Source organism: Acidicapsa dinghuensis (genome assembly GCF_025685685.1).
GTDB lineage: Bacteria > Acidobacteriota > Terriglobia > Terriglobales > Acidobacteriaceae > Acidicapsa > Acidicapsa dinghuensis.
This window is the reverse complement of the sequence record NZ_JAGSYH010000005.1, coordinates 217,658-240,786: the sequence shown is the minus strand read 5'-3', so window position 1 is coordinate 240,786 and position 23,129 is coordinate 217,658. Positions and strand designations below refer to the sequence as shown.

The 23,129-nt window shown below is 56.1% G+C and carries 22 protein-coding genes; 7 read left to right on the top strand and 15 right to left on the bottom strand.

What is annotated here, in order from left to right:
• Positions 1-12: 12 nt before the first annotated feature.
• The 3 genes from OHL22_RS15920 (at position 13) to OHL22_RS15910 (ending at position 2,860) form a co-directional block, all read left to right on the top strand.
• Positions 13-408 (top strand): BlaI/MecI/CopY family transcriptional regulator, encoded by a 396-nt coding sequence (locus tag OHL22_RS15920; RefSeq protein WP_263339411.1) that lies wholly within the window; start codon positions 13-15, stop codon positions 406-408.
• Entirely contained in the window at positions 405-1,694 is a 1,290-nt protein-coding gene (locus OHL22_RS15915) for a M56 family metallopeptidase (protein ID WP_263339408.1), read from the top strand. The genes OHL22_RS15920 and OHL22_RS15915 overlap by 4 nt, the downstream gene beginning before the upstream one ends.
• A 263-nt stretch (positions 1,695-1,957) precedes the next feature.
• A complete protein-coding gene (locus tag OHL22_RS15910) occupies positions 1,958-2,860 on the top strand; it encodes a hypothetical protein (RefSeq protein WP_263339407.1) in 903 nt (300 codons plus the stop codon).
• A gap of 28 nt (positions 2,861-2,888) precedes the next feature.
• Here the strand turns inward: OHL22_RS15910 and OHL22_RS15905 are convergent, their stop codons facing one another.
• Entirely contained in the window at positions 2,889-3,176 is a 288-nt protein-coding gene (locus OHL22_RS15905; protein ID WP_263340518.1) for a TIGR03435 family protein, read from the bottom strand.
• A gap of 147 nt (positions 3,177-3,323) precedes the next feature.
• Here OHL22_RS15905 and OHL22_RS15900 point away from each other — a divergent pair, with 147 nt between their 5' ends.
• Both OHL22_RS15900 and OHL22_RS15895 read left to right on the top strand, forming a co-directional pair.
• Entirely contained in the window at positions 3,324-4,055 is a 732-nt protein-coding gene (locus OHL22_RS15900; RefSeq protein WP_263339403.1) for a TlpA disulfide reductase family protein, read from the top strand.
• Entirely contained in the window at positions 4,055-4,258 is a 204-nt protein-coding gene (locus OHL22_RS15895) for a TlpA family protein disulfide reductase (protein WP_263339401.1), read from the top strand. The genes OHL22_RS15900 and OHL22_RS15895 overlap by 1 nt, the downstream gene beginning before the upstream one ends.
• Positions 4,259-4,583: 325 nt before the next feature.
• On the opposite strand, the gene OHL22_RS15890 is transcribed toward OHL22_RS15895, so the two are convergent.
• The 7 genes from OHL22_RS15890 to allB all read right to left on the bottom strand — a co-directional run bounded on the left by OHL22_RS15890 (position 4,584) and on the right by allB (position 12,088).
• On the bottom strand, positions 4,584-4,994 hold the full coding sequence (locus OHL22_RS15890) for a hypothetical protein (protein ID WP_263339398.1): 411 nt from the start codon (positions 4,992-4,994) through the stop codon (positions 4,584-4,586).
• Between the two features lie 3 nt (positions 4,995-4,997).
• A complete protein-coding gene (locus tag OHL22_RS15885) occupies positions 4,998-5,804 on the bottom strand; it encodes a hypothetical protein (RefSeq protein ID WP_263339395.1) in 807 nt (268 codons plus the stop codon).
• A gap of 20 nt (positions 5,805-5,824) precedes the next feature.
• On the bottom strand, positions 5,825-6,796 hold the full coding sequence (locus OHL22_RS15880) for a prenyltransferase/squalene oxidase repeat-containing protein (protein WP_263339391.1): 972 nt from the start codon (positions 6,794-6,796) through the stop codon (positions 5,825-5,827).
• 457 nt (positions 6,797-7,253) lie between these two features.
• A complete protein-coding gene (locus tag OHL22_RS15875) occupies positions 7,254-8,513 on the bottom strand; it encodes a M20 family metallo-hydrolase (RefSeq protein ID WP_263339388.1) in 1,260 nt (419 codons plus the stop codon).
• Positions 8,510-9,280 carry a (S)-ureidoglycine aminohydrolase gene (gene allE / locus OHL22_RS15870; RefSeq protein ID WP_263339386.1) on the bottom strand — a complete coding sequence of 257 codons (771 nt, stop codon included), beginning with the start codon at positions 9,278-9,280 and terminating at the stop codon, positions 8,510-8,512. Before allE ends, OHL22_RS15875 begins: the two co-directional genes overlap by 4 nt.
• A gap of 48 nt (positions 9,281-9,328) precedes the next feature.
• The gene (locus OHL22_RS15865; RefSeq protein WP_263339383.1) at positions 9,329-10,612 is read right to left on the bottom strand and encodes an allantoate amidohydrolase; all 1,284 of its coding nucleotides are present in this window, start codon (positions 10,610-10,612) and stop codon (positions 9,329-9,331) included.
• Between the two features lie 3 nt (positions 10,613-10,615).
• Positions 10,616-12,088 carry an allantoinase AllB gene (gene allB / locus OHL22_RS15860; protein WP_263339380.1) on the bottom strand — a complete coding sequence of 491 codons (1,473 nt, stop codon included), beginning with the start codon at positions 12,086-12,088 and terminating at the stop codon, positions 10,616-10,618.
• A 49-nt stretch (positions 12,089-12,137) separates the two neighbouring features.
• On the opposite strand from allB, the gene OHL22_RS15855 reads away from it, so the two are divergent.
• A complete protein-coding gene (locus OHL22_RS15855) occupies positions 12,138-12,617 on the top strand; it encodes a nucleoside deaminase (RefSeq protein ID WP_263339377.1) in 480 nt (159 codons plus the stop codon).
• A 6-nt stretch (positions 12,618-12,623) separates the two neighbouring features.
• Here OHL22_RS15855 and OHL22_RS15850 read toward each other — a convergent pair whose 3' ends face one another.
• The 5 genes from OHL22_RS15850 to OHL22_RS15830 form a co-directional block, all read right to left on the bottom strand.
• On the bottom strand, positions 12,624-13,184 hold the full coding sequence (locus OHL22_RS15850; protein WP_263339373.1) for a hypothetical protein: 561 nt from the start codon (positions 13,182-13,184) through the stop codon (positions 12,624-12,626).
• Between the two features lie 148 nt (positions 13,185-13,332).
• Positions 13,333-14,739, bottom strand: coding sequence for an amidohydrolase family protein (locus tag OHL22_RS15845; RefSeq protein WP_263339371.1), 1,407 nt, complete (start codon positions 14,737-14,739; stop codon positions 13,333-13,335).
• 196 nt (positions 14,740-14,935) lie between these two features.
• Entirely contained in the window at positions 14,936-16,294 is a 1,359-nt protein-coding gene (locus OHL22_RS15840; protein WP_263339366.1) for an aminotransferase family protein, read from the bottom strand.
• 89 nt (positions 16,295-16,383) lie between these two features.
• Positions 16,384-18,840 (bottom strand): ATP-dependent Clp protease ATP-binding subunit, encoded by a 2,457-nt coding sequence (locus OHL22_RS15835; RefSeq protein WP_263339363.1) that lies wholly within the window; start codon positions 18,838-18,840, stop codon positions 16,384-16,386.
• Positions 18,841-18,939: 99 nt separating this feature from the next.
• Positions 18,940-19,683, bottom strand: a complete 744-nt coding sequence (locus OHL22_RS15830) for an ABC transporter ATP-binding protein (protein WP_263339360.1) — start codon at positions 19,681-19,683, stop codon at positions 18,940-18,942.
• A 306-nt stretch (positions 19,684-19,989) separates the two neighbouring features.
• Between OHL22_RS15830 and OHL22_RS15825 the strand changes: the two genes are divergently transcribed.
• Entirely contained in the window at positions 19,990-20,181 is a 192-nt protein-coding gene (locus OHL22_RS15825; RefSeq protein ID WP_263339357.1) for a hypothetical protein, read from the top strand.
• A gap of 522 nt (positions 20,182-20,703) precedes the next feature.
• On the opposite strand, the gene OHL22_RS15820 is transcribed toward OHL22_RS15825, so the two are convergent.
• Together OHL22_RS15820 and OHL22_RS15815 are read right to left on the bottom strand one after the other, a co-directional pair.
• Positions 20,704-21,747: a WD40/YVTN/BNR-like repeat-containing protein gene (locus tag OHL22_RS15820; protein ID WP_263339354.1), complete on the bottom strand. Its 1,044-nt coding sequence runs from the start codon at positions 21,745-21,747 to the stop codon at positions 20,704-20,706.
• Between the two features lie 438 nt (positions 21,748-22,185).
• Positions 22,186-23,121 carry a UDP-glucuronic acid decarboxylase family protein gene (locus OHL22_RS15815; protein WP_263339351.1) on the bottom strand — a complete coding sequence of 312 codons (936 nt, stop codon included), beginning with the start codon at positions 23,119-23,121 and terminating at the stop codon, positions 22,186-22,188.
• Positions 23,122-23,129: the final 8 nt, after the last annotated feature.

Here is a 23,129-nt window from a genome sequence, read left to right as displayed (position 1 = left end):
TACGTTGTGGCCATGACCGCAGCACGCGACAACGAAACCCCGTTACCCACAGAGGCCGAGCTAGAGATCCTGCAGATCCTCTGGTCGCACGGCCCGCAAACCGTCCGCGAAGTTCACGAAGCCCTGCACAACCGGCAAACCGGCTACACCACCGTCCTCAAGCAGATGCAGATCATGACCGAAAAAGGCCTGCTCAAGCGAAGCGAGCGCTTCCGTTCTCATGTCTATTCCGCAAAGCAGAATCAGGAGCGCACTCAGCAGCGCCTCGTGACCGACTTCCTCCAGCGAGCCTTCTCCGGATCAGCCAAGAACCTCGTACTCGGCGCCCTGTCCGCCCGGCGCGTCTCTCCAGAAGAAATGGCCGAGATCAAACAGGCCATCCAGAAATTCGAGGAGGAGTCCAAATGACCGCCGCCGCATGGAGCCTCATTCATCTCCTCTGGCAGCAAACTCTCCTCGCACTGGCCCTTGCAGCAGCCCTCAAGATCGCAGAGAAACACACCGCGAATCTCAGATACCTGCTCTGTTGCACCGCTCTTTGCATAGTCGTCCTCTGCCCGTTCCTCACTTGGGCAACATTCGATCTCTGGCCCAGCCACACAATCCATGAGCAATCAACCGCCGGCTTAGACTCCACGGGTCTCGCAATACATTCGGAAACTCAAACGACCGCTCACACCACCCTCCCTGCAGCCTTGACTCTCCTGATCGCCTGGATCAACTACCGCATAGCCACCATCCTCATCCTTTGGTCAATCGGCGTCCTCCTCATCACAGCGAGAATCCTCACATCTCTCTACGCCGTGCACCGCCTGCGAACAACGCAAATCAGCCCCGCGCCAGACCGTCTGCAATCGGTCCTGAGACAGCTTGTGCATCGATTGGGAATCGCAACTCCAATACAACTGCTCATCTCTAGCGGGACGACAACTCCCGCCGTAGTCGGCTGGCAAAAACCGGCCATCCTTCTGCCATCCACATTCCTCGACGGCCTTTCGCCACAGCAGGAACAAGTCATCCTCATTCACGAACTGGCGCATATCCAGCGCCACGACTACCTCGTCAACCTGTTGCAGTCCATCGTCGAAGCTCTCTTCTTCTACCACCCCGCCACTTGGTGGCTTTCTCGTCAAATCCGCCGCGAACGCGAATTTTGCTGCGACGAAACGGCAGCCAACCTGTCCGAATCCGCCCTGGTCTACGCCAAAGCCCTGACCATCCTCGAAGAGCGACGCTTACCGGCAAAACCTCAACTTTCACTGGGAGTTCACGGAGGAGACCTGTCCATGCGAATCAAACACCTTTTCAAGCAGAGCCCAAAAGCCTCTCTCGATCGCAAGTCCGGCATATCACTCGCGATACTAGGCATGCTGACGCTGGCCGCTGTCACGATCCTGTCCATTACAGCCACCAACCGCGTTAACGCTCAAGCCACAGCAACCATGCAACAATCCCAGTTCAAACCACTGAGTGCAGCCAGTTATCCGCCCAATATGGACTGTTCATACTACGGCTGGAAGGATAAGAAATTTGTCCCTCAGGACGGTCTCTGTGAGGCGTCCTCCACCGAGCCTGAAACCTACCTCTGCAGACAAAAAGACGGGGAAAAGCAGAGTCAAATCCAGTCTGGCTGCAAATGGAAAGTACAACGAATGCAAGAATGGCAGCGCCAGCAACAGAACCAATCGAAATAGCAGGACAACGCCAAACCCAATCAACAGGAGGAGGCCGAAGCCTCCAGGCCCCAGAAAACGCCGCACTTCGGACCCAGGGTTTTGGCCCTGGGTCTTTGTCTGCCTCATAAGTTCCAGGCGTTGTGTCTCGAGACCCGAAAAGCTGTATTTTATGAGGGTGCTGAAGTGTCCCGAAACTTACCGATTTTAAAACGTGGACAACTTCTAAAAAGCCGCCAATCCGCCAAGCGCTGTTATCATCTCCAGCACACTTAGGAGCGTGCATGAAGCTGCAAATCGTATTCATCTTCTCAGCAGTGTGTGGATGGTCTTCGTTCTCGAACGCACAGGCGACTTCGGCGCCGGCAAACCCGTTGCACCGGCAGTACCGGGCTGGCGAAAAGCTGACTTACCACATGAAAGGCGTCAACGAAGCCTGGCACTACGAGATCGACGCCGAGGGCGTGGTGAAGAAAGACGCGGCAGGCCAGTACTTCGAAGAGTATCAATGGGTCCACATGACGAGTAACGGGCAACCGGAGTCCCTGTTGCCGTCTGCCGCAGACTATCGGCAGAGACTGACGCTCGATCCTGACCAGAATCCCTCCGCGCCTGATCTAACAAAAGTAGACCCGAAGATGATCGGACCAATCACCGACATGATGACCTTCTACTCAGACCTGTGGTTAGCAAACAAGCTGGGAGTACTCAAGAAAGCCAGGGATCATTTTTATTTCAAGAACCCGATGCCTCCGTCATCGTGGGCAGACGGAACCCATGTACTCGTAGGCCAGGATGCAATCGACTTCGACATGACGCTGAAATCAGTAGATGCTGCCGCCGGGACCGCCATGGTGGAAGTGAGGCACGTACCGCCGCAGAACCCTGCACTACCGCTCAAGGCCGCGTGGATGCAAGATCCAGTGGGGACAGGCGCAAATAACTGGGTTCAAATAGCAAAGGATGAGAACGGTAAGTACGAGGCGGGCGTAGGCATGGAGACATTTACCGTTGACATCACAGTGAGCCTCGCAGATGGGCATATCGCGAGCGCGACGATGGAGAATCCGGTCATCACGATTGAGCGCACCTGCGAGGATGAGGCGCTGTCAAAATGCGGGGACGCCAAGCGGCACGAGATTTTGCGCAAGATTGAGATGACGACAGGGCAGAGATCTGGGAATTAGCTAGTTTAGATTCCGGTCTATCTTGCCCTCAGTTCGGCGACGGCCTCTCAACATGGTCAACCACCATCACTGGCACCGCAATCTTTTGCGCTTCCAGCTTCAAACCCAGCTGCTCTGGAATAGCAGTAAAGAGCGAAGGCGCTTCCGCATCCACCGGAGGATGAGCCGGCATTCCCGGAAACTGCGTATCATCCGGCGTCCAACGCAAGACGAAATCCCATTTACCCGTTAGCCCCGTCTCGTCCACCACCGGCCGGTCGAGGACATCACCTTGTAGCATCCGAGTAAAATCCCCGAGCGTAGCGCGTCTGAAAATTTGTCGATTGGGGTCTCGGCATCAGCATCGACCTGATCCGAAACGCCGCAGATGCAATGCCGAGGATCTGACCAAAGACTCCCTAAGGAACAAACTTCGCGCGCCGAGCGTAAGCCCATCTGAAGGCTCGGTCGAGAGTCAACCGAAGTGATCGATCACGATGCGATAGTGAGGTGGCACATGGGCAGGGCAGTCCTCGATCTTGTCTGGGGCTTGATCGCCTTTGTCATGGTATTGGCGGTATCGTTCATCACCCGTCAACACCAAGACATTCGATCCTTCCTGATGGCGACATGTGTCGCTTTCTTCGCCGCAGCACTCTTACGCGCCAACCCTCGACGTGGACGATTGTGGCTCACTGTCCTGCTGGTTGCCCTAGGCGGAATTGTGCCAGTCGTCACCATGAATCGCTTGGGGATTGCCTTCACGGCGGAGATCTTCATTGCTTCATTCCTGGTGATGAGCGTCTGTGCCTCGATCTTAGGAATGGGAATTCGATGGCTAAATGCACGAGCAGGAACCCGGTATGCCGCAGCACTTGGATGCCTGTCTGCAATTGCGATTCTTGCCGCTGTCTTTGTAGCGATTCCCCGTTGGATAGAGAGTGGCGCTTATCATAGCGTCAATCAAGAGATAACCCCGTTTTCCATCGAGACGCTAACCGGCAAGAAGTTATATTCAGAAGACTGGAAGGGGCGGGTTGTCGTGATCTCCTTCTGGGCGACTTGGTGTACACCATGCGAGACCGAACTTCCCGAGATCGCAGCACTTCAAGCTAAATACCGTGACAATCCAAACGTCTTGATCTTCGCCCTCAATTCGGGGAATCACGGGAAACGCCCGCCAGAGCGCAGGCCTACCTCACCAGGAGAAATCTGATGCTCAATCCAGCTATCGATTCTTTTGGTATTTCTCCCGATGAAGACTCCTGGGGACCAGCCGCAAAGAGCCTCGGCGTCACCAGTCTTCCTGCACTGTACGTCCTGGATCGCTCCGGCGAGCTGAGAATCATCCATCTCGGTTTCGACTCGTCCGAGCAACTCAGCAAGTCGCTCTCTCGCCGAATCGACAAACTTCTATAAGTTGTAGTGCAGGCTTCGCACGGCGGAAGGGTTACGGCCTCCCAGGCCGTTCAAAAACCCGATGTCTTTGATCGTTATTTTCTACCTTCGGAGGCTCTTTGCCGTCTAGTGCCAGGGTTGGAGGGGTTCGGACGAGGGGCTCTCGGCATCGGTTGATACCGGGTGCCCCATCCTTCGCGCACTTTGCGAAGGGTGGGAAACAGCTCAGGCCTGCACACTAACCCGCAAACCCAATTCGCGCCAAGCGCGAACCGTCTCCGTCTTTGCTGCCTCCTTTGGTTTTCCGTCCGTCATTCGAAGGTTGGCATTTGAAAATCATCTTCCGTCAAAGTTGTTTTTCGTTCCACTCAACCTCAAACCCGCTCCAGCCAGGCGCAGTCCGTCGGAATGTCGCATACAGCTTTTTGACGAGTGCGGGGTTAGTCACAAGTTGCCCGTTAATTTCGCGTTCGATTTGTTCATGACGTGCGCGATCTTCGGGCAGAGCGGGATGGTTTTCTCGGGATGCCGTTTGGTTATCAAAGCCGTTGCTCCATCTCTTCCAGATTTCCCAGTCTTCGAGCACCAAACTGGGCAACTCTGGTCTAATCGGAGAAACGAGGTAGAAATCAGAGTAGTCATCAAGTGTGGGATCAAAAGGCGATTCGTAAATGTGGGGAACATCGTGCACGTCTGCCACGCCCAGTCGTGGACAATCCCACCAGTCGTTGATTGTGTAAACCTGTTCCCAAGTCATAATTCATCCCAACAATCCTTCACCTATCATCTGCACCCGCGCCTGAAGGTCATATGATCTGGTGCTCAGATCCAAATCAAGGAGCTTAATTGCCAGAAGTTCCCAGGATGATCGTTTCTGACAATGAAGAGCCATCTCACGCAGCCCGTCTCCCGGCGCGGAAGTACGGTTGTCAGAGATCGCATCTGCCTGTCGCAACTCCGATGCAGGGCTTTGGTATAACTCGTCAGCTCGCAGAGAGACCCATTCAGCAAGCGAGATCAAAGATCCATCAGTGAACTGAGCTGGATGTTTCAGAGCAAACCAAAACAGGCCTAATCCATAGGCACATACTTGACCATCCGATCCCTCTGGCTCGGAATGGAGCAGCAGCCACGCAAGAAATTTGGCTGCTTGTGCTGAGAAGTCTACCGGCAGCGCATCGAGGCTTAAAGCCATCTGGGCAACAGTGCTGTCGGTTCCCAATCCATCACCGTAGTTCCATGGCTCGCGTGTGGCACGCAAAAGAGCTGCACAGGAAAATGCTCTCATCCAATGGCCCAATTCGCCGGTCTGGCCCGGCTTCCAATCCGGATCCTCAGGATCTGACCATCGAATTAGCTCCATGACCTCAGCCGGACACCAATGCATCTCTCTTGGAAACGTACCAGTATCGCGAACTTGACGAAGAGCGGCGAGGTGCTCGTCAGCCTCTTCTCCGTAATCTGCCATGGAAATCCATTTCAATACCTCATCGTTGACGTGCTCAGAAATCTGGCGCAGCAAACCTTCTGGATCAGGCTCGAAAAGATTTAAAAAATCGACAATCATGCTTACTCTCGAGAACTTCGTCATACTCTCATACCATTGCGCGCCTCAAACCACCGCAACACCCGAAGCGCCCGCAACGTAATCCACCGGCACGCCTCACCCACGCGCTCCCCGAACCCTACAAGCAGCGCCTCGTCATAAGCCTGCTCCAGCAGCCATCTCCCATCCGCCTGCTGCTTCCCTGCAACAATCGCAACAGCCTCCCGCATCCGCACATCCGGCTCCCGCCCCGCAGCCCGAAAAAAATCCAGCGCCCGCAACACGTCATACCGGTACCGAGGCGGAAACGCCAATTCCAGAAACTTCAGCTCAACCACTTCGCCAGTTGAGCGTCGCCGGAAAAGCCCTCGCTCCAGCAGATACTCCTCACCCCGCCGCCGCGCCTCTGAAATCTCCGGCGACGGTCCAGCCGCCCGCTCATATTCCAGCAACCCCTCCAACACACAGATCGTCGTATGAAACGAAGACCGCACACTCGGCGGCGCCTCGCAGTTCCAACCCCCGTCCGCAAGCTGCTCGCCCAGCAGCCGCCGCGCCAACTTCTCCGCCGGATGTCCAAAGTAGCTTCCGAACGCCAGCACCCCACCACTGATGCACGGCTCCACTTCGCCCTCATAAAACGGATTTCCGCCAAACTCCGGCGATCTTAGATTCCACCCATCCGGCCGGTCACTCCATCGCAGATTGTTCTCAGCCAAATCCATCGCATCCACAACCGCCTGATCCACAGGATCAATCCCCATAGCCCGCAACTGCTGCAGAGTAAACAGCGTCGACAGCCACGCCGGCTTCCCATCCACGCGCCAAGCCCCATCCGCATCCTGCCGCGCTAGAATCGTCGCACCCAACCCCTCACGTGCCACCCGCGTACGCTCCCCCGCAACCTCCACTGAAGAAGCATCAGTTAAATCCCGCATCACCTGCCAGCGGATAGCCGGGTCAGAATCCAACAGCCAGTCAATCGTCTCTTGGTTAACAGTCTCTTTGTCCACGTCGCGATCTTATCTTTCAGGCCACGCCATTTGCGTAAAATTATCCCGATTCAGGGCACACATAGATATGGAACGGTATCCCAGGATCAGGAAACACTCAAACAAAGCCTTGTTTTGAAAGGGCATGGCTTCAGCCATGCCGCTAAAGCCAATGAAACGAGCTGGGCTTTAGCCCCTGAGGGATGCTTTTCGTTCGTGGGTATAATCCGACTTTTCCGTGACCCCGCCCGCACGGACCACACCAAGGCCTAAGATGTTGGTAGATAAGTAAACTTTGATCTCAAGTCAGTTCCGCAAATAAATAATTACCTCCTCCCTCTCCCCGATAATAAGTACTTTATTTTCAGAAGAGGCAAAGGGGAGCATAGATGGATTAATTCATGGAATTCACATTAGAATTTAAGCTTAAAGTGAAAGATAATAAATGACTAAGACAACAAATCCACATCTCGCCTCTCTACTGTGACGCAAGCTCCGCCAACGTCCGCGCCAGCACCTCAACTCCGCCCGCAATCCATTCTGGACTCGCATACTCATCGGGACGATGACTCACGCCTCCGCGGCAGGGAATAAAGATCATCGCCACCGGCGCAAACCGCGCCACAAAAAGCGAATCATGGTAAGCCCGGCTGACCATCCGTTGCGAACTTCGCCCAGCCACTTTTGCCGCCCGCTCAATCGCTTCCACAATCGCCGGTTCACAAGTCGCCGGCGGATCGGCATTCACCGTCTCAAATCCGATCCGCACACCGCGCCGCTCGGCAATCTCTTCCGCCGCAGTCTTTAGGCTGGCAATCACGCCATCGCGCCGCGCACCATCGATATCCCGAATATCCGTCTCCAGCCGTACCCGCGAAGGCACCGAATTCACCGCTCCTGGAAACACCTCGCAAACCCCAACCGTTCCAACCGTATCGATCACGCCAGTCGCCTTAGCAGCCGCCTCCAGCGCCAGCACCAGTTCTGAAGCCGCGCAAAACGCATCATGCCGCACCGGCATAAGCATCGCCCCTGCATGTCCACCTTCGCCCTCAATCACCACCCGCAGCGAAGCTGGTGCTGCAATATGCGTCACCACGCCAATATCGATACCCTCACGCTCCAAAATCGGCCCCTGCTCAATATGCAGCTCAACAAACGCCGAATAGTGCCCCTCAGCGAGCTTCACCCAACCCAGTGGCCCGGCAAATCCCGCAGCAGACCGCAACTCCTCCAGCCCATGTCCATCCTTATCCCGCAGAGCCAAAGCCTGCTCTGCCGAGAGCACACCGCCCATCAACCGGCTACCCAAGCACCCAATCCCAAACCGAGTCGGCTCTTCCGACGTAAAGATCACCAGCTCAATCGCCCGCCTCGGCCGATACCCAACTCGCTGCAGCGCCCGGATCGCCTCCAACCCCCCAAGCACCCCAACCGCTCCGTCATAAGCCCCTGCATTCGGAATGGCATCGATATGCGATCCCGTTCCAACCGCAGCAAGCCCTGGCTCCGAGCCCTCCCATCGGACGAAGGTGTTTCCAACCGCATCTTCCCGGATCATCAACCCGGCTTCGCGGCACAATCCCTTCACCCACTCCCGCGCCCGCAGATCGGCCTCACTGAACACCACCCGCGTCACCACCGGCGGCCCAGCCTCGGTAATCCCGGCCAAGGTCGTCAGCTCACCGGTCAGCCGGTTCACGTCCACAGAAATCAAAAGGGAATTTGCGGAACTCATCGCGCGGCCTCCAGCAGATGACGGTACCAGTCCTTATAGATCAAGTACTTAGCCGGCGTCTTTCCAATCGCACCAAACCACTGCGGACAGTACGGAGCCATCCAGATAAAGTCCCCCGCCATCACCGGATACCAGCTATCACCGAGCCGGTAAATCCCTCCGCCCTCCAACATCAGCAGCCCATGCTCCATCACATGAATCTCAACCTGGGAAAGCGCTGCCCCCGGCGCGTAGGTCATTGTATTCACCGCAAAGTCCCATTCCAGCCCATCTGGCATCAGCCGCCGTACCAGCAGATCCGGATCGCCGCCAAGCGGCTCCGGATTTGTCTCACTTTCACGTCCGGCAATAACCTCAAGTTTTACTTCATGATTTACTTGTGAATTCAAGTTTTGATACCGCTTCTCAATCAAAACAGCACGCGACCCTGCCGCCCCGGAAACCGAATATCCACAGCCCGGCGGAAGGTAGAGGAAATCTCCTGCAGCCAGCGCGTGAGCTAGGGCCCCTGCTTCAGTCTCAGCAGTCAGGCTGCCCTCAAGCACATAGAGAAACCGCTCGATCCCTTCGCTTGCCGCTCCCAATCGTCCGCCCTCGCGAAACTCAACCGTCATCTGCGTAAATCCCGCCCCGATGCGCGGCGCGGTATGCACAATAAAATCCACATTCGGAGAGCCGGCCAATGGCGTTCGGATAAAAGTGTCCGGAGTCTGCAGCAGGTGGTCAGTCTTCAGACTGCTTCGTGTCTCACCAAGATGGAAGAGCATAAGAATCCTCTTTCAAAAACATCGCTCATATTAAAGAAAAAATGGTGGTTACAAAGATTTAAACGTGAGACGTTTGAGAAAAACCTCACTGACTCTGAGTGCCGCTTCTACATCCGTTTCCATCACTGACTCATCAGGATGATGGCTGATTGCGCCCGGAGTTCGCAGGAACAGCATGGTGGAAGGAACCCGCGTTGCCATCACCATCGCGTCATGTCCGGCACCGCTGGGCATGCGCCGAACTGGAAATCCAGCACCTCCGAGCGCCTCCGCCAGCAGAGCTGTCAGTTCTTCATCCATCGAAACGGCTGGCTGATCCATCTTCTGTTCGGCGACAAACCGCACCCCACGGCGACTGGCAATCGCCTCGCCCTGCGCAAGCAATTCTTCAACTACGATCTGACGTACAAAATCCCTATCGCTCCGGACATCGAGCGTCACTTTTACTAATCCCGGTATTACGTTGGAAGCATTGGGTTTGGCTTCAATTTTCCCGGCAGTGGCGACAAGCTCCGCTTCATGACGTGCAGCGTAGCGCCGGACTTCCGATTCAACAGCCAGGATCCATTCCGCGGCTGCCGTCAGAGCGTCGTGCCGCAGGCGCATCGGGGTGGTTCCGGCGTGATTCGCCTGTCCCGAGAAAGTCACATGGAAACGGCTTTGACCCGCGATTGCTGTAACCGCAGCAAGCTGCAAAATCTCCGCTTCAAGAACCGGCCCCTGCTCGATGTGAATTTCAAAAAATCCGAACGTGTTTTCGTCGAGCTTGGCGGCATCCATATCTCGCGGGTCCAGACCAAAATCACGAATGCTCTTTTCGAGGGTTACGCCTTCCGTATCCTGAAGCGCCAACAACGCCGGATCGAACCGGCCTGCGACAGCTCGGCTCCCGAGGAATGGCACTCCGAATCGGACACCCTCTTCTTCCGAAAAGGCGATGACTTCGATCGGATATGGTATCGATAACTCCGCCGCTGATCGGACCAGTTCTAAGGCCAGCACCACTCCCAACACCCCATCAAACGCTCCAGCGTCGGGAACTGTATCGATATGGGACCCAAGCACAAGCCGCTTGCCCGTCGAACCTTCCGGATTCCAAAGTCCGCGAAGATTGCCCACGGCATCCACCCAGACCGTCATGCCGAGGACAATCATGCGCCGGCGCAGATGCGCGTGAACCTCTTTCACCGGTGGAGTGAGAAATCGGCGTGTTAGCCGGCCCGGCTCCTCGCTCATCGCCGCCAGCAACCGGCACTCAGCTATTACGTCAGCCGCACGTTGACGTAGGTTTCGGGGTGGCGCTGTTTCAATCGGGCTGGCAGTATCGCTCATCGTCTACGGATCGTTCCGGCGCAGCTCCTGGCCAGTCGAGACACTAGCGAAGAGGGCCGTGCCATTGCTTTGTTGAAAGATTCTCTCACCACGCAGCCAGGTTTCCAGCACCTTGCCTCGCAGATTCGCTCCCACATAAGGCGAAAGCTTGTGACGAAAGTGAAGATCTGCCTCGCCAACACTCCATCGCTCGTCAGGGTCGAAGACTGCAAAGTCGGCATCGAAGCCCGGCGCGATCCGGCCCTTGCGAGATGCTCCCGACGATCGATCGAGACCAGCCAGCCGCGCCGGTCCACCCGAAAGCCACTTCGTGATCGACGACAGATCGCCACCAAAGTCCTGTAGTCCGGTCCAGACAACAGGCAGCGCAAGCCCCAAACTGGCAACGCCACCCCACGCCCGATCGAACCGCCCCGACTCGGCATCATTCGAGTCCAACCTACGGTCCTTCATCTCCGGCGGGCAAGGGGAGTGATCGGTCGCGATAAAGTCGATAACGCCATCGAGCAATCCCCACCAAAGAGCTTTCCTATTCGTGGCAGACCGAATCGGCGGAGCGCACTTGAATTCTGTTGCTCCATCCGGAATTTCCTCAGCAGCGAACCACAGATATTGTGGGCAGGTTTCGACAGTGATCTTGAGCCCTGCCTCGCGAGCGCTCTTCAACATCGGTAAAGCCCGCGCCGTAGCCAGATGCACAATATGGATGTGCGCATCGAATTTCTCAGCCAGCCTGATGAGCAGCCCAATAGCCTCCAGTTCCGCTTCATCCGGACGTGAGGCAAGATAGGTTGCATACCGTCGCCAGTCTGCCAACCCTGCATTCAGCCGCACAGTCGCCTCCGCCACCGGCCCAGCAACCTCGGCATGCGCCAGCAACGGCAGCCCCGAACCCTGCAGAACTGCCAGCGCTCTCCGCAATTGCGCTTCATCGCTCCAGGCAAAGCTGTCGATACCCGAGTCAATCAGGAAGCACTTAAAACCCGGAACACCTGCAGCGATCAATCCGGATATATCAGCCTCATTGCCGATGCTTCCTTCATGCCCGACAACGCCGCCCCAGGTAGCCCAGTCCACAAAGCATTGACCTCGGGCTGCCGCTCGTTTCGTTTCAAGTGCTTCTACCGTCGTCGTCTCTGGACTACAGTTCAGCGGCATATCCACAACCGCAGTCATTCCGCCTGCGGCCGCCGCTCGCGTCGCGGTGGCAAATCCCTCCCAGCTTGCGCGTCCTGGGTCATTGATGTGTACATGTGTATCGACAAGCCCCGGCAGCAAGACGAGTTCTCCGAAATCATGTACCCGCGAATTCGCAGGTATCGAGTCCCAATCTGCAAGCTCCACAATCACACCGTCTCGGACCAGCACACTCGCGGGGCGAACCTTATCCAGCGTCACAACACGCTTCGAGCGGAATGCAGTCACACTGTCGTGATCAGCCAACGATCCGCCATCTGCCTGAGCGCCGTATGCCATACTGACGATGATCCTTGAGAATCAAGTGTATCGGAGGCTTTTCGACCGCATGTCCCAGTCGCCCAATCCCGCCTTTCTTAGCCGAGCCGTCGAGTTGGCCGAAGAGAATGTCGAGAAAGGCACTGGCGGTCCATTTGCCGCCCTCATCGTCCGCAACGGAGAAGTGATCGCCGAGGCAGCCAACTCAGTAACGAGAACCAATGACCCGACGGCGCACGGTGAGGTGAACGCCATCCGCAAGGCATGCGCAGCACTCGGTACGTTCAGTCTTGAGGGATGCGAGATCTATTCAAGCTGTGAGCCATGCCCCATGTGTCTCGCAGCCATTTACTGGGCCCGGCTTGGCGCTCTTTATTACGGCAGCAGCCAGCAGGACGCAGCAAAGGCTGGTTTCGACGACGCTTTTCTTTACGAGGAATTCCGCAAGAATCCAGGTGAGCGCAAGATACTCGCGGTGCAGTTGATGCGGGAAGAAGCGTGGACCGCCTTCGCCTCGTGGATGAAGTCGTCAGCGAAAATCGAGTATTGAGTTCTTCTACTGCGGCTTCGTCGTGAGCGGGGTTGTGACCTGCTCGAAGTCGTAGGCAATATTCGAGAGCGCCTGGTCAAAGTTCTTGTCGTGCGTCTTCTGCAGCATGGCGGTTTCGATGGTCTCGGTAAGCGCCCACAGGACGTAGTGTGTCTTGCGATCGTAGATCGTAAGGCGGAACATCGGGAGCGGGTCCGAGGCTCCGTTTTGTTTGTTGCCGCTTGAAGGACCATTCGGTGCAATCAATTGCAACTCCAGGACGAGATCGGCCTGCGAAGGATCATCCACAAGCTGGTGCTCGCCTGAAGCTTTGAGCATCGAGTAAAGGCCCTGGTAGCCGCGATTCGGATCACCGCTGAATGGCTGTGGAAAGAGACCGCCGTCTGCCCCTGCATTGGAGAGAAAGATGGTTTTGGCAGAGAGTAACGCCGCAGGGACGTGATCGCTGGGAGCATAGCCATGACCAACAGAAGTATTAGTGTCAGAGAGACGAATCTTCTGAGCACTGGCAGAAAGAACGAACGACGAGACAGCAAGGCAGGCAACGAGACAATATCTGGCTGGCATCTTGCGCAACCTTTCCGAATGAAGCCACTACGCATCTGGCTTCATTCAGATATGGGGACGTAGTTTGCAGTGAAAATGTTGCGCTGCGCTAAGGGGCGGCGATTGTGCCGATGCAGTGCTTATCCGGATTTTCAAACGCTGCGGGAAGTTACTGTGAGGTGGTGGCGGAGCGTTTGGCAGACTCCATGAGGACTTTGTCGTAGTCCTGGTGGAGGAGCTTGCCGTGATCCACGATAAGCTCGCCACCAACATAGACGCCCTCAAGATCCCGCTCGCCCGCTACGAGCACCAGGCTTGCATAGGGATCAGAGACAGTGCCAAACCGCGTCGGATCGATGACCAGAAAATCCGCATATTTGCCCGCTTCCAGGCTGCCCAGCTTGTCCTTTACTCCCATCACGTCGGCTGAGCCCATCGTGTGCAGATACAGCACGTCGTAAGGGCTCATGATCGTCGCGTCCTCATATTTGTCGCGAATGGCATAGAGTCCTGTGCGCATGTTCTCGAACGGATCGGCAAGATCAGCGCTTGCTTCGCCATCCACACCCATACCCACGCGCAGGCCCAGCTTTCGATACTTCGGAATATCGGCGACACCCGAAGCCAACCGTCCATTCGACAGCGGATTCCAGCTCATGCCGCAGTGATATGCCACAGCCTGCTCGAGAATGTAGTCGTCGGGATGAATGAAGTGTCCAAAGTAAAGCGTAGGCCCAAGCAGTCCGGCCTCTTGAAACCACTTGAACTTGGCACGTTCCGAGGCCACGGTGTCAGGTGGCTCCAGATAGTGGCTCTGATTACCCAGATGGAACTCGTCCATCATCGTCTTCTCGGCCTTTGCCTGATCGATTGTCTCGTTAAACGATGTCGATCCGTTGATCATCACGCTCAGAAACCGCGATGACTTCGGTTGCTCCGCCTGCCAATCGAGAAACGCCTTCAACCGCGCGCGAGCCTGCGGAAGCTGATCGTTCGAGCCGATCTGGTCAGGCTGATACCCGTGCACAAAGCGAATGCCAGAATCGATCTCAGCTCTATACGCAAATTCGCCGCAATCATTTTCGTGACACAAGCCCCAGTGCGAACCGTCATAGTTGAAGCTGTAAGCTGCAGTGATGCCGTGTTGCAAATGATCGAGCGCCCCATCGAGCGTGAACCAGTAAAAATCCTCAGGATGTGCCTTGCTCGCCCGCTGGTTATAAAGGCTATTAATCCATCCGGGCAGCGTCTTGTCTGCCGCAAGGCCGCGAAAGGCAGCCTGCCAGAGATGGCTGTGTGCGGAGAGAAACCCCGGCATAATCCAATGACCATGCGCATCCAGCGTCTCTTTCGCGTGGATAGATGCCGGAGGGTCGCCTGCCGCAATGGCCTTGATCTTCCCTTCGTCGTCGACCACGAAGTAGCCGATGAAGACTTCCTTCTGATTCGGAGCCATCGTGAAGAGCCGCGCGTTCTTTACCAATAGCTTCGCAGTCGTTTGCGCCAGCAGGGTGGGTGACGAAAAGAGAGACACAATGGCAGCCAGCGTGAAAACAATCAGGCCTTTGGATCGCATCTCTCTTTCATATCGCGTATCGCAGGCTGGCGCAATGGATTTACAGAAAGAGACTTGGAGCGATCTCGGCGGTCATTCCTCGGCTTCACGCACTACCCAAATCGCAGGGTCAGCAAATCGTCTGCAGTGCTTTGAATTGCCCGTCGCAGTTGCGCTCGATGAGCTCATCGGAGTAATCGTTGCGTTGTCGACCGTTTTATTCCACCAGCGCATCGGCAATCGCCAGCGATTCATCCAGCGCATTGATGCCAAAGTCGATCTCTTCCTTCGTAACAATCAGCGGCGGCGCGATCACAAAGTGGCTGATCCACGCCTGCTGCGCCACCCCCATGCCCATCATCTTCGCGGCAATCTGATCGACCACCAGCGGCTTGCCCTCCACCTTATCTCGCATCGTGTTGAAAGGCTCCTTGGTCTCGCGGTTCTTCACTAGTTCAACACCCCAGAAAAGGCCAAGTCCGCGCACATCGCCAATGCTCTTGTGCTTCGCCTTCAGCGCCTTCAGCTTCTCTTCAACATACGGAGCGAGCGATGCGGCGCGCTCAACCAGGTTGAGCCGTTGCATCTCCTCAATCGTCGCAACAGCCGGCCCCAGCGTCATCGGATGCGCTTCATACGTATGCCCATGCGCAAAGTAGTTGTCTTCAAAGAAATCAGCGATCTTCTTCGAAGTAGCACAAAGTCCCAGCGGCACATAAGCCGAAGTAATGCCCTTTGCCGTGACGAGAATATCCGGCTCCACGCCCCAGTGATCCACACAGAACCATTTGCCCGTGCGCCCCCACCCCGTCATCACCTCGTCGGCAATAAACAGCACGCCATACTTCTCGCAGATCGCCTTCAGCTTCGGCATGTACTCCGGCGGTGGCACCAGCACACCGTTCGTTCCAACCACCGGCTCAACGATGATGGCTGCAACGTCCGTTTCGTTGGCAATCATATGCTCGATGTAATCCGCACACGCCACTCCGCATTCGGGATACGTATGCTTGATCGGGCACTTGTAACAATTCGTCTCTGGCGCGAAAATATGACCGATACCTTTGCCGCTCGGCTCCATCGCCCATCGCCGCGGATCGCCAGTCGACGAGATCGATGACGTAGTGGACCCGTGATAACTGCGGTAGCGCGAGATGATCTTGGTCTTGCCCGTCACCATCCGCGCAATCTTGAAAGCCGCCTCATTGGCCTCCGTGCCCGAAGTCGCAAAGAAGAACTTCTCCAGCCCCGGCGGTAGCACTTCCAGCAGCTTCTGCGAAAGCAGTGCCCGCGAAGTCGTCGCATACCCCGGAGCCATATACGGCAGTTCGCGAGCCTGCTGCGCAATCGACTCCACCACCTTGGGATTCTTATGCCCAAGATTCACGCACATCAACTGCGCAGAAAAATCCAGATACCGCTTACCCGCCCCATCGATGAAATAGCAGCCCTCTGCATCCACCACATGCATCGGCTTCCACGTCTTCTGGATGCGCCACGTTCCGTAGTTGGTCTGCCGTGTAATGTTGGTGACTTGCTCGCTGCTGAGAGTATCGATCTGCGAGATTTCGCTCATGGGCTGCTCCGATCTGAAAGGCTCAGAACATCGTAGCAAAAGAAAGCCCCGGCTCAATGCCGGGGCCTTTTTCATCAACTACTGCAACATCAGGCGCTATACAGCAGCACACCCTCATTCTTCTCATCGCTCTCGTTCGAAACCGAGCGATAGAAGAGCTGGTTATTCATGATGTAGACTTCAAGGAACGCCGGACGATCCATAATCTGGCCGCCGATGAGCGCTTCCGAGAGCGGGTCTTCGATATAGCGCTGCAGCGCCCTGCGCAACGGTCGTGCACCATAGCTGCGGTCGCCCAGCGTCTTATCGAGAATCCATTTCTTGGCCTCTTCATCCACCGAGATCGTAATCGACTTCTGCGCCAGATTCGTATTCAACTGGTTCACCAGCAGATCCACAATCTGAATCAGGTCGGCATCCGACAAAGCCTGGAAGATGATGACCTCATCAATACGATTGAGGAATTCAGGATTGAAGGTGCGCTTGACCTCGCCCTTCACCAGCTCCTCGATCTTATCCATCACCAGATCTTCCCGATCGCTCTGGAAGCCCAGCCCCTGCTTCTTCATCAGGTGCCGCGCGCCAATGTTCGACGTCATGATGATGATCGTGTTCTTGAAGTCAACCGTATTGCCAAGCCCATCCGTCAACTGCCCATCTTCAAACACCTGCAGCAGCAGATTGAAGACATCCGGATGCGCCTTCTCAACCTCATCCAGCAACACCACCGAGTACGGCGAACGTTTCACACGCTCCGTAAGCTGACCGCCCTCCTCATAACCCACATATCCCGGAGGCGAACCGATTAGCTTCGACACCGAATGCTTCTCCATAAACTCCGACATATCGAAGCGAATCAGCGCCTTCTCGCTGCCAAACAGGAACTGCGCTAGCGTCCGCGCCATCTCTGTCTTGCCCACGCCAGTAGGTCCAAGGAAGAGGAAGCTGCCAATGGGCCGCGCTGGCGATTTGAGCCCAGCACGCGAGCGGCGAATCGCACGAGCCAGCGCCGAGATCGCCTTCTCCTGCGATATCACGCGCTTGTGTAGCTCTTCTTCCACGCGCAACAGCTTCTGCGTCTCTTCTTCCTTGATCGAAGTAATCGGCACGCCAGTCCAGCGGCTGACCACGTCCTCAATGTCTTCGCGGCCCACAATACCCGCAGCCGAATCGTCAAGGTGATACTTCTCCCGCAGCGTGCGCAGGTTCTCGCGCTCCTTGCGCTCCTCATCCGAATAGAACCGCGCCTTCTCGAACTCATGATTCGCAATCGCCGAGTCCATGCGGTGCACAATGAACTTAATCCGCTTCTGCACCTCGGTGATCTCTTCGGGAAGGGAAGTCTGACGCAGCTTCACGCGCGCTCCCGCTTCGTCGATCAGATCGATGGCCTTGTCCGGCAGGAAGCGATCGGGAATGTATCGGTTCGAATGTGAAACCGCAAACTCGATGGCCGCGTCGGTGTAGCTGACCGCATGAAATTTCTCGTATCGGTCCTTGATGCCCATGATGATCTTGACCGCGTCAATTTCATTCGGAGGCGGAACCTTGACGGCCTGGAATCGGCGCTCAAGCGAACGGTCCTTTTCGATAGACTTGCGGAACTCAGCCGGCGTCGTCGCGCCAATGCACTGAATCTCGCCGCGGGAAAGAGCCGGCTTCAGAATGTTCGCCGCATCCAGCGAACCTTCCGCCGAGCCCGCGCCAACCAGAGTGTGCAGCTCATCAATAAAAACGATGGAATTCTGATTCTCCATCAACTCTTTCATGATGGTCTTCAACCGCTCTTCAAACTGCCCGCGATACTTGGTGCCTGCGACGATCAACGAAAGATCCAAAGCCAGCACGCGCTTGTCGGCAAGAAAACTCGGCACCTCGCCATCGGCAATGCGCTGCGCCAGTCCCTCGACGATCGCGGTCTTGCCCACACCCGGCTCGCCTATCAGCACCGGATTGTTCTTGGTGCGGCGGCAGAGAATCTGTACCACGCGCTCCAATTCGCCATCGCGCCCCACCAGCGGATCAAGCTGCCCATCCATCGCCGACTGTGTCAAATCGCGGCTGAACTCAGCCAGCAAACTCGACTCGCGCTGTCGCTGCTGCTGCGGAGCTTTCTCCTGCGTCACGCGCGCCAGCTCTTCGCGAATCGCCGCCAGCTTCAAGCCGCGTTCCTGCAGAATCTCCGCGGCGAAGCACTTTTCTTCGCGCAGCAATCCAAGTAGCAGATGCTCCGTTCCAATATGCTTATGCCCCAGCCGCTCCGCTTCTTCCGCTGCGTAAGCCAGCACGCGCTTGCACTCGTTCGAGAGCGGCAGGTCAACCGAAGTCGATACCTTTTCGCGAATCGTTGTATGCGCCTCAATCTGCTTGCGGATCGACTCCACCGAAGCATGAGAGCGCAGGAACCTGTTGGTTAGAGCCTTGTCTTCGCGCAACAGGCCCAGCAGCAGGTGCTCGGTCTCGATATAAGGCGAGCCAAACTGGCTGGCCTCATACCTGGCGAAGAAGATAACGCGCCGTGCTTTCTCGGTGTAGCGTTCGAACATGGTGTCCTTCCCTTTGGTAAAACTATCGGCTGCGGAAACCAGAAGATTCGAAATTTCCAAATCTGCCGGATGGAGTTGCCGCTTATACGTCGTTAACGCCTAAGCCTCGGTGTGGGAGACCACCTCTAACCTGCCTCCCGCTAAACGTAAGGTCCGCGTACATCGACGGGCCAGTTCCAGGTTGTGCGTTACCAGCACGGAGGTGAGTCCGTGCGCTTCATGCAGCCGTTCTAACAATGCAAACACCAGATCCGCTGACGTGTTGTCCAGATCTCCGGTAGGCTCATCCGCCAGTAAAAGCTGCGGCTTCGTTACCAGAGCCCGCGCCAGTGCGACACGCTGTTGCTCCCCACCACTCAACTCACCCGGCCTGTGTTCCGCCCGGCTCGCGAGTCCCACTTCATCAAGCCACGCTGCTGCTTCCTGCATGGCTTTCCTGCGATCGATGCCACGCGCCAGCAATGGCATCGCGACGTTCTCCTGTGCGGTGAACTCTGGCAGCAGATAGTGAAACTGCCAGACGTATCCGACATGGTCGTTTCGAAACCGCGCCGCCTCTTTTGCGGACAATTTCGTCACTTGAGTTGTGGCGCAGTATATCGTTCCCGCCGTTGGCGCATCAAGCGCGCCCAGCATGTGTAAAAGTGTGCTTTTTCCACTTCCGGACTGGCCCACAATCGCGATCAGCTCTCCACGGCCAATCTCAAAATTGAGACCATCAAAAAGAACCAGTGCGCTGCGCCCGCTGCGGGTGCCGGGATATTTCTTGTGCAGTCCCTCGACGCGCAGCAGCGGTTCCCCGATTTGTTTACCCCGGATCGTCTCATCCTTCTTCAGGCGCATTCCCGGTTCCGGCAGAGGAACGGCTACACTTCTGCCGAATGAGCTCGGGGTGGATGAGGATCCTTCCATTCCAGTGACTCCTATCCTATCGCGGGATAGCGGGATTCTCGGCAATCCACGCAATCGATGGAGTGCTACTTTTGTTGGATGCGCAATGGGTGCATTTGGAAGCAGATGCGAACTGCGCAGGTTTCGGAAGGGGCTGAAATCAAGGCAGTTCGACGGCAAAACGCCATTACTGGTGAAGCTGCGACGCGGCTATCCGTCCCGGTGATAGAATTCGCGCAATTCGCAGGAGGTCTCAGTATGTCCGAAGCACAACAGGTCGCTCTCGTTCAGACGCTGCTCTACTTCATCGGCCATCAGCAATACACACCAACCGCGGCCCAGGTCCAGAGCCAACTCCAGACATTCACCCAGCAGTCGAGTACAGGTTCAGGCACATCCGGCAACAAGCTCCCGGTTGGCTGGGACCTGGCGAAGAATCAGAAGGTCTGATGTGCACCCGACACCGCCCTGGGCAAATCAGTTTTGTCAGCCTGATCTATTCAGCCTGATCTGTTCTGTCATTCTGAGCAAAGCGAAGGATCTGCTTTTGCCTTTGCCGGGCGCCTCATATCTCGAAAAACAGCGAGACCAATCCGTGCAGGGCACAAGCCGCCCTTGCTTTTGCTCTTGTTTTTCTTGTTTGTCATTCCCCTTCGAAGAATCTGCCTCTGTTCTTGCTTTTTGCTCTTGTCTTTGCAGTTTTTCTTGCCGTTGCTTTTCTAGTCTGTCATTCCCCTCAGGGAAGTCTGCTTTTCACCGTCCAAGAGTCAAACCTCAACGAGTCGGAAAAGGTCTCTATCAGATCACCGCGTACCCCGAACCCCCACAGATATGGGACTACATTCGTGCAGAGCACAAACCCGGAGGGAGCAGGGGCATTCATGCCCCTGAAATGACTGCGGGAACAAAGAGCGGCTTCAGCCGCGGGCCTCTCACTCCAGCCTCGATTCACACCTGAATGCAATCGCGGCCTCAGCGATCCGCAACCCGGAGCCGGGCAATGCGCCCTTTCGGCCCAACAACAAAGGGAAGTGAGAGCGCATTCCAGTTGCCATCATCGACCGGCTGCCAGGTTTTGCCATCATCGTGACTGATGTCGCTGCCGTTGGTGCCGACAGTGATCCACGCTTTCAAATCCGCACTCCATTGCACGGCAGAGCGAAATCCGTGCGGCATCTTCTTCGACGCAGTCCAGTGATTGCCTGTGTCGGCAGTCGTTGCCGCAGTGCCTTTCGTCTCTGCAGGTTTTTGGTAGTCACCGCCAACGATCATGCCGTGCTTGAAATCCCGAAAGAATACAGAGAACACCCCGGAAGAATCATTCGCTCCGGCTATTGGAACGGCGACTGATTTGCACGGTCCGGAATCGGAATTACCAATCAAAAGCGGAGAAAGCAGAACATACGCTCCAGATTTTCCACCCGCCGCCAGCACGTAACGCTGATTTCCAAAAACGAAAACTGATGAATTACTTGCCGCAAAAGCGCCTAAGTTAGATCTACTCAGACATCCCGCGGATGTGTCGAACCATCCGTGCCCGAGGAGCATCACGTGCGTTTCGAACCGGCCACGAACTGGGTCTCCGATAAGTTCTCCGGTATGCGCATCGCCTGTTGCAAAACCAAAGTCACCACGCTGAAACGCTACGACATCCCAGAAGCTCTCTTTTTCTTGCGCCTTCAGTGCCAGCGTCCAACTCGTACACCCATCTGACGTCTTGTACAGCCTGCTTTTATCCCCGGGACCAGACGCCATGACAACGGCGTTTTGCGCATCCCATGCCTGAACACCCCGAAAATCCAGCGTCGCGCCATCCTTGTCCGCGTCCGGCGTAGCACACCTCATCCAATGTTCCCCGCCGTCGGTCGTACGCAGAACCGTGCCCCCGCTTCCGCTGGCCCAAGCCACCTTGCCATCCACCGAATCAATCCCGCGCAAGCTGGCCGTCGTACCTGACTCCTGCATCACCCACCGGAATGGAACAGACGTGGCGGGCGATCCCTCGGTCGATCGCACACTGCTCTGTGCAAAGAGAGAAACAGGCAGCAGAGTTGCGCCAACGAACCTCAAAAGCACTAGACGAATCATTGCCGGAGTATACCCGGCAGAATCGGTAAGGAGGCCGGTGTTGAAAGATTGGATTGACTTTTTTAGAGGGAGTTGGGTTTAGGTCCTGAAAATCTCCACTAACAGGAGCCTGGGCGAAAAGCTATCGGCGCGAACCGATGGCTCACGCCCTTCATTTCAGCACAAAACGGTCTAATAGAACGCAAACGCAAACCCTGCCATCTACGCCACTTACAACATTCCCGCTTGACACTCACAATGCAGGAAATGGCAAATGTTCCACGTGGAGCAATTTCGACCAAAACACCGCCATTCGGCCCCAAATTGCTCCACGTGGAACATTCCTGTCGCTCCAAAATTGCTCCACGTGGAGCAATTTCAGCTCATCTACAGCTTCGACTTGAAAAACTCCAGAGACAACTGCAGCCCTTCGCGCAGGCTTACCTTCGGCTCCCAGTCGAGAACCTGCTTGGCCTTCGTGATGTCAGGTTTGCGTCGCATCGGGTCGTCTTGCGGCAGCGGCTCATATTTCAGCTCGCTGCTTGATCCAGTCACTTCGATCACCGCTTCAGCACATTCCAAAATCGTGAACTCAATCGGATTCCCGATATTCGTTGGCAGATGCTCGTCCGACCGGCTAAGCCGCAGAATGCCTTCGATCAGATCGGCCGCATAACAGAAACTGCGTGTCTGCTTACCGTCGCCGTAAACCGTTAGCGGTTCATTGCGCAGCGCTTGCATCATGAAGTTCGAAATAACGCGCCCATCTGACGGATGCAGTCGCGGCCCGTAAGTATTGAAGATGCGGACCAGATGCGTGTTTACATTTCGATAGCGGTAATAAGCCATCGTCAGCGACTCTGCATAGCGCTTTGCTTCGTCATACACCGAGCGCGGCCCGACTGGATTGACGTTGCCCCAATAGCTCTCGCTCTGCGGATGCTCCAGCGGATCGCCGTAGCACTCCGATGTGGATGCATGCAGAAATCCAGCGCCATACTTGTGCGCGATCTCAAGTGTGTTCTCTGTGCCGACTGAGCCTACACGCAGCGTCTCGATAGCCAGTTTCAGATATTCCGGAGGGCTGGCTGGCGAAGCCATGTTGAAGACGTAATCTACTTTGCCGGGATCGAAGGGCTGGCAGATGTCGCGTTCCTCAAATGAAAATCGCGAGTCAGGTTTCAGGTGTGCGATGTTTCCGAGATCGCCGGTAGAGAGGTTGTCGACGCCAAGGACAGTGTGTCCCTCGCCCAGAAGGCGGTCCGTAAGATGCGACCCAAGAAATCCGGCTGCGCCGGTAACCAGAACACGCATGAATCTCATTCGCTCCG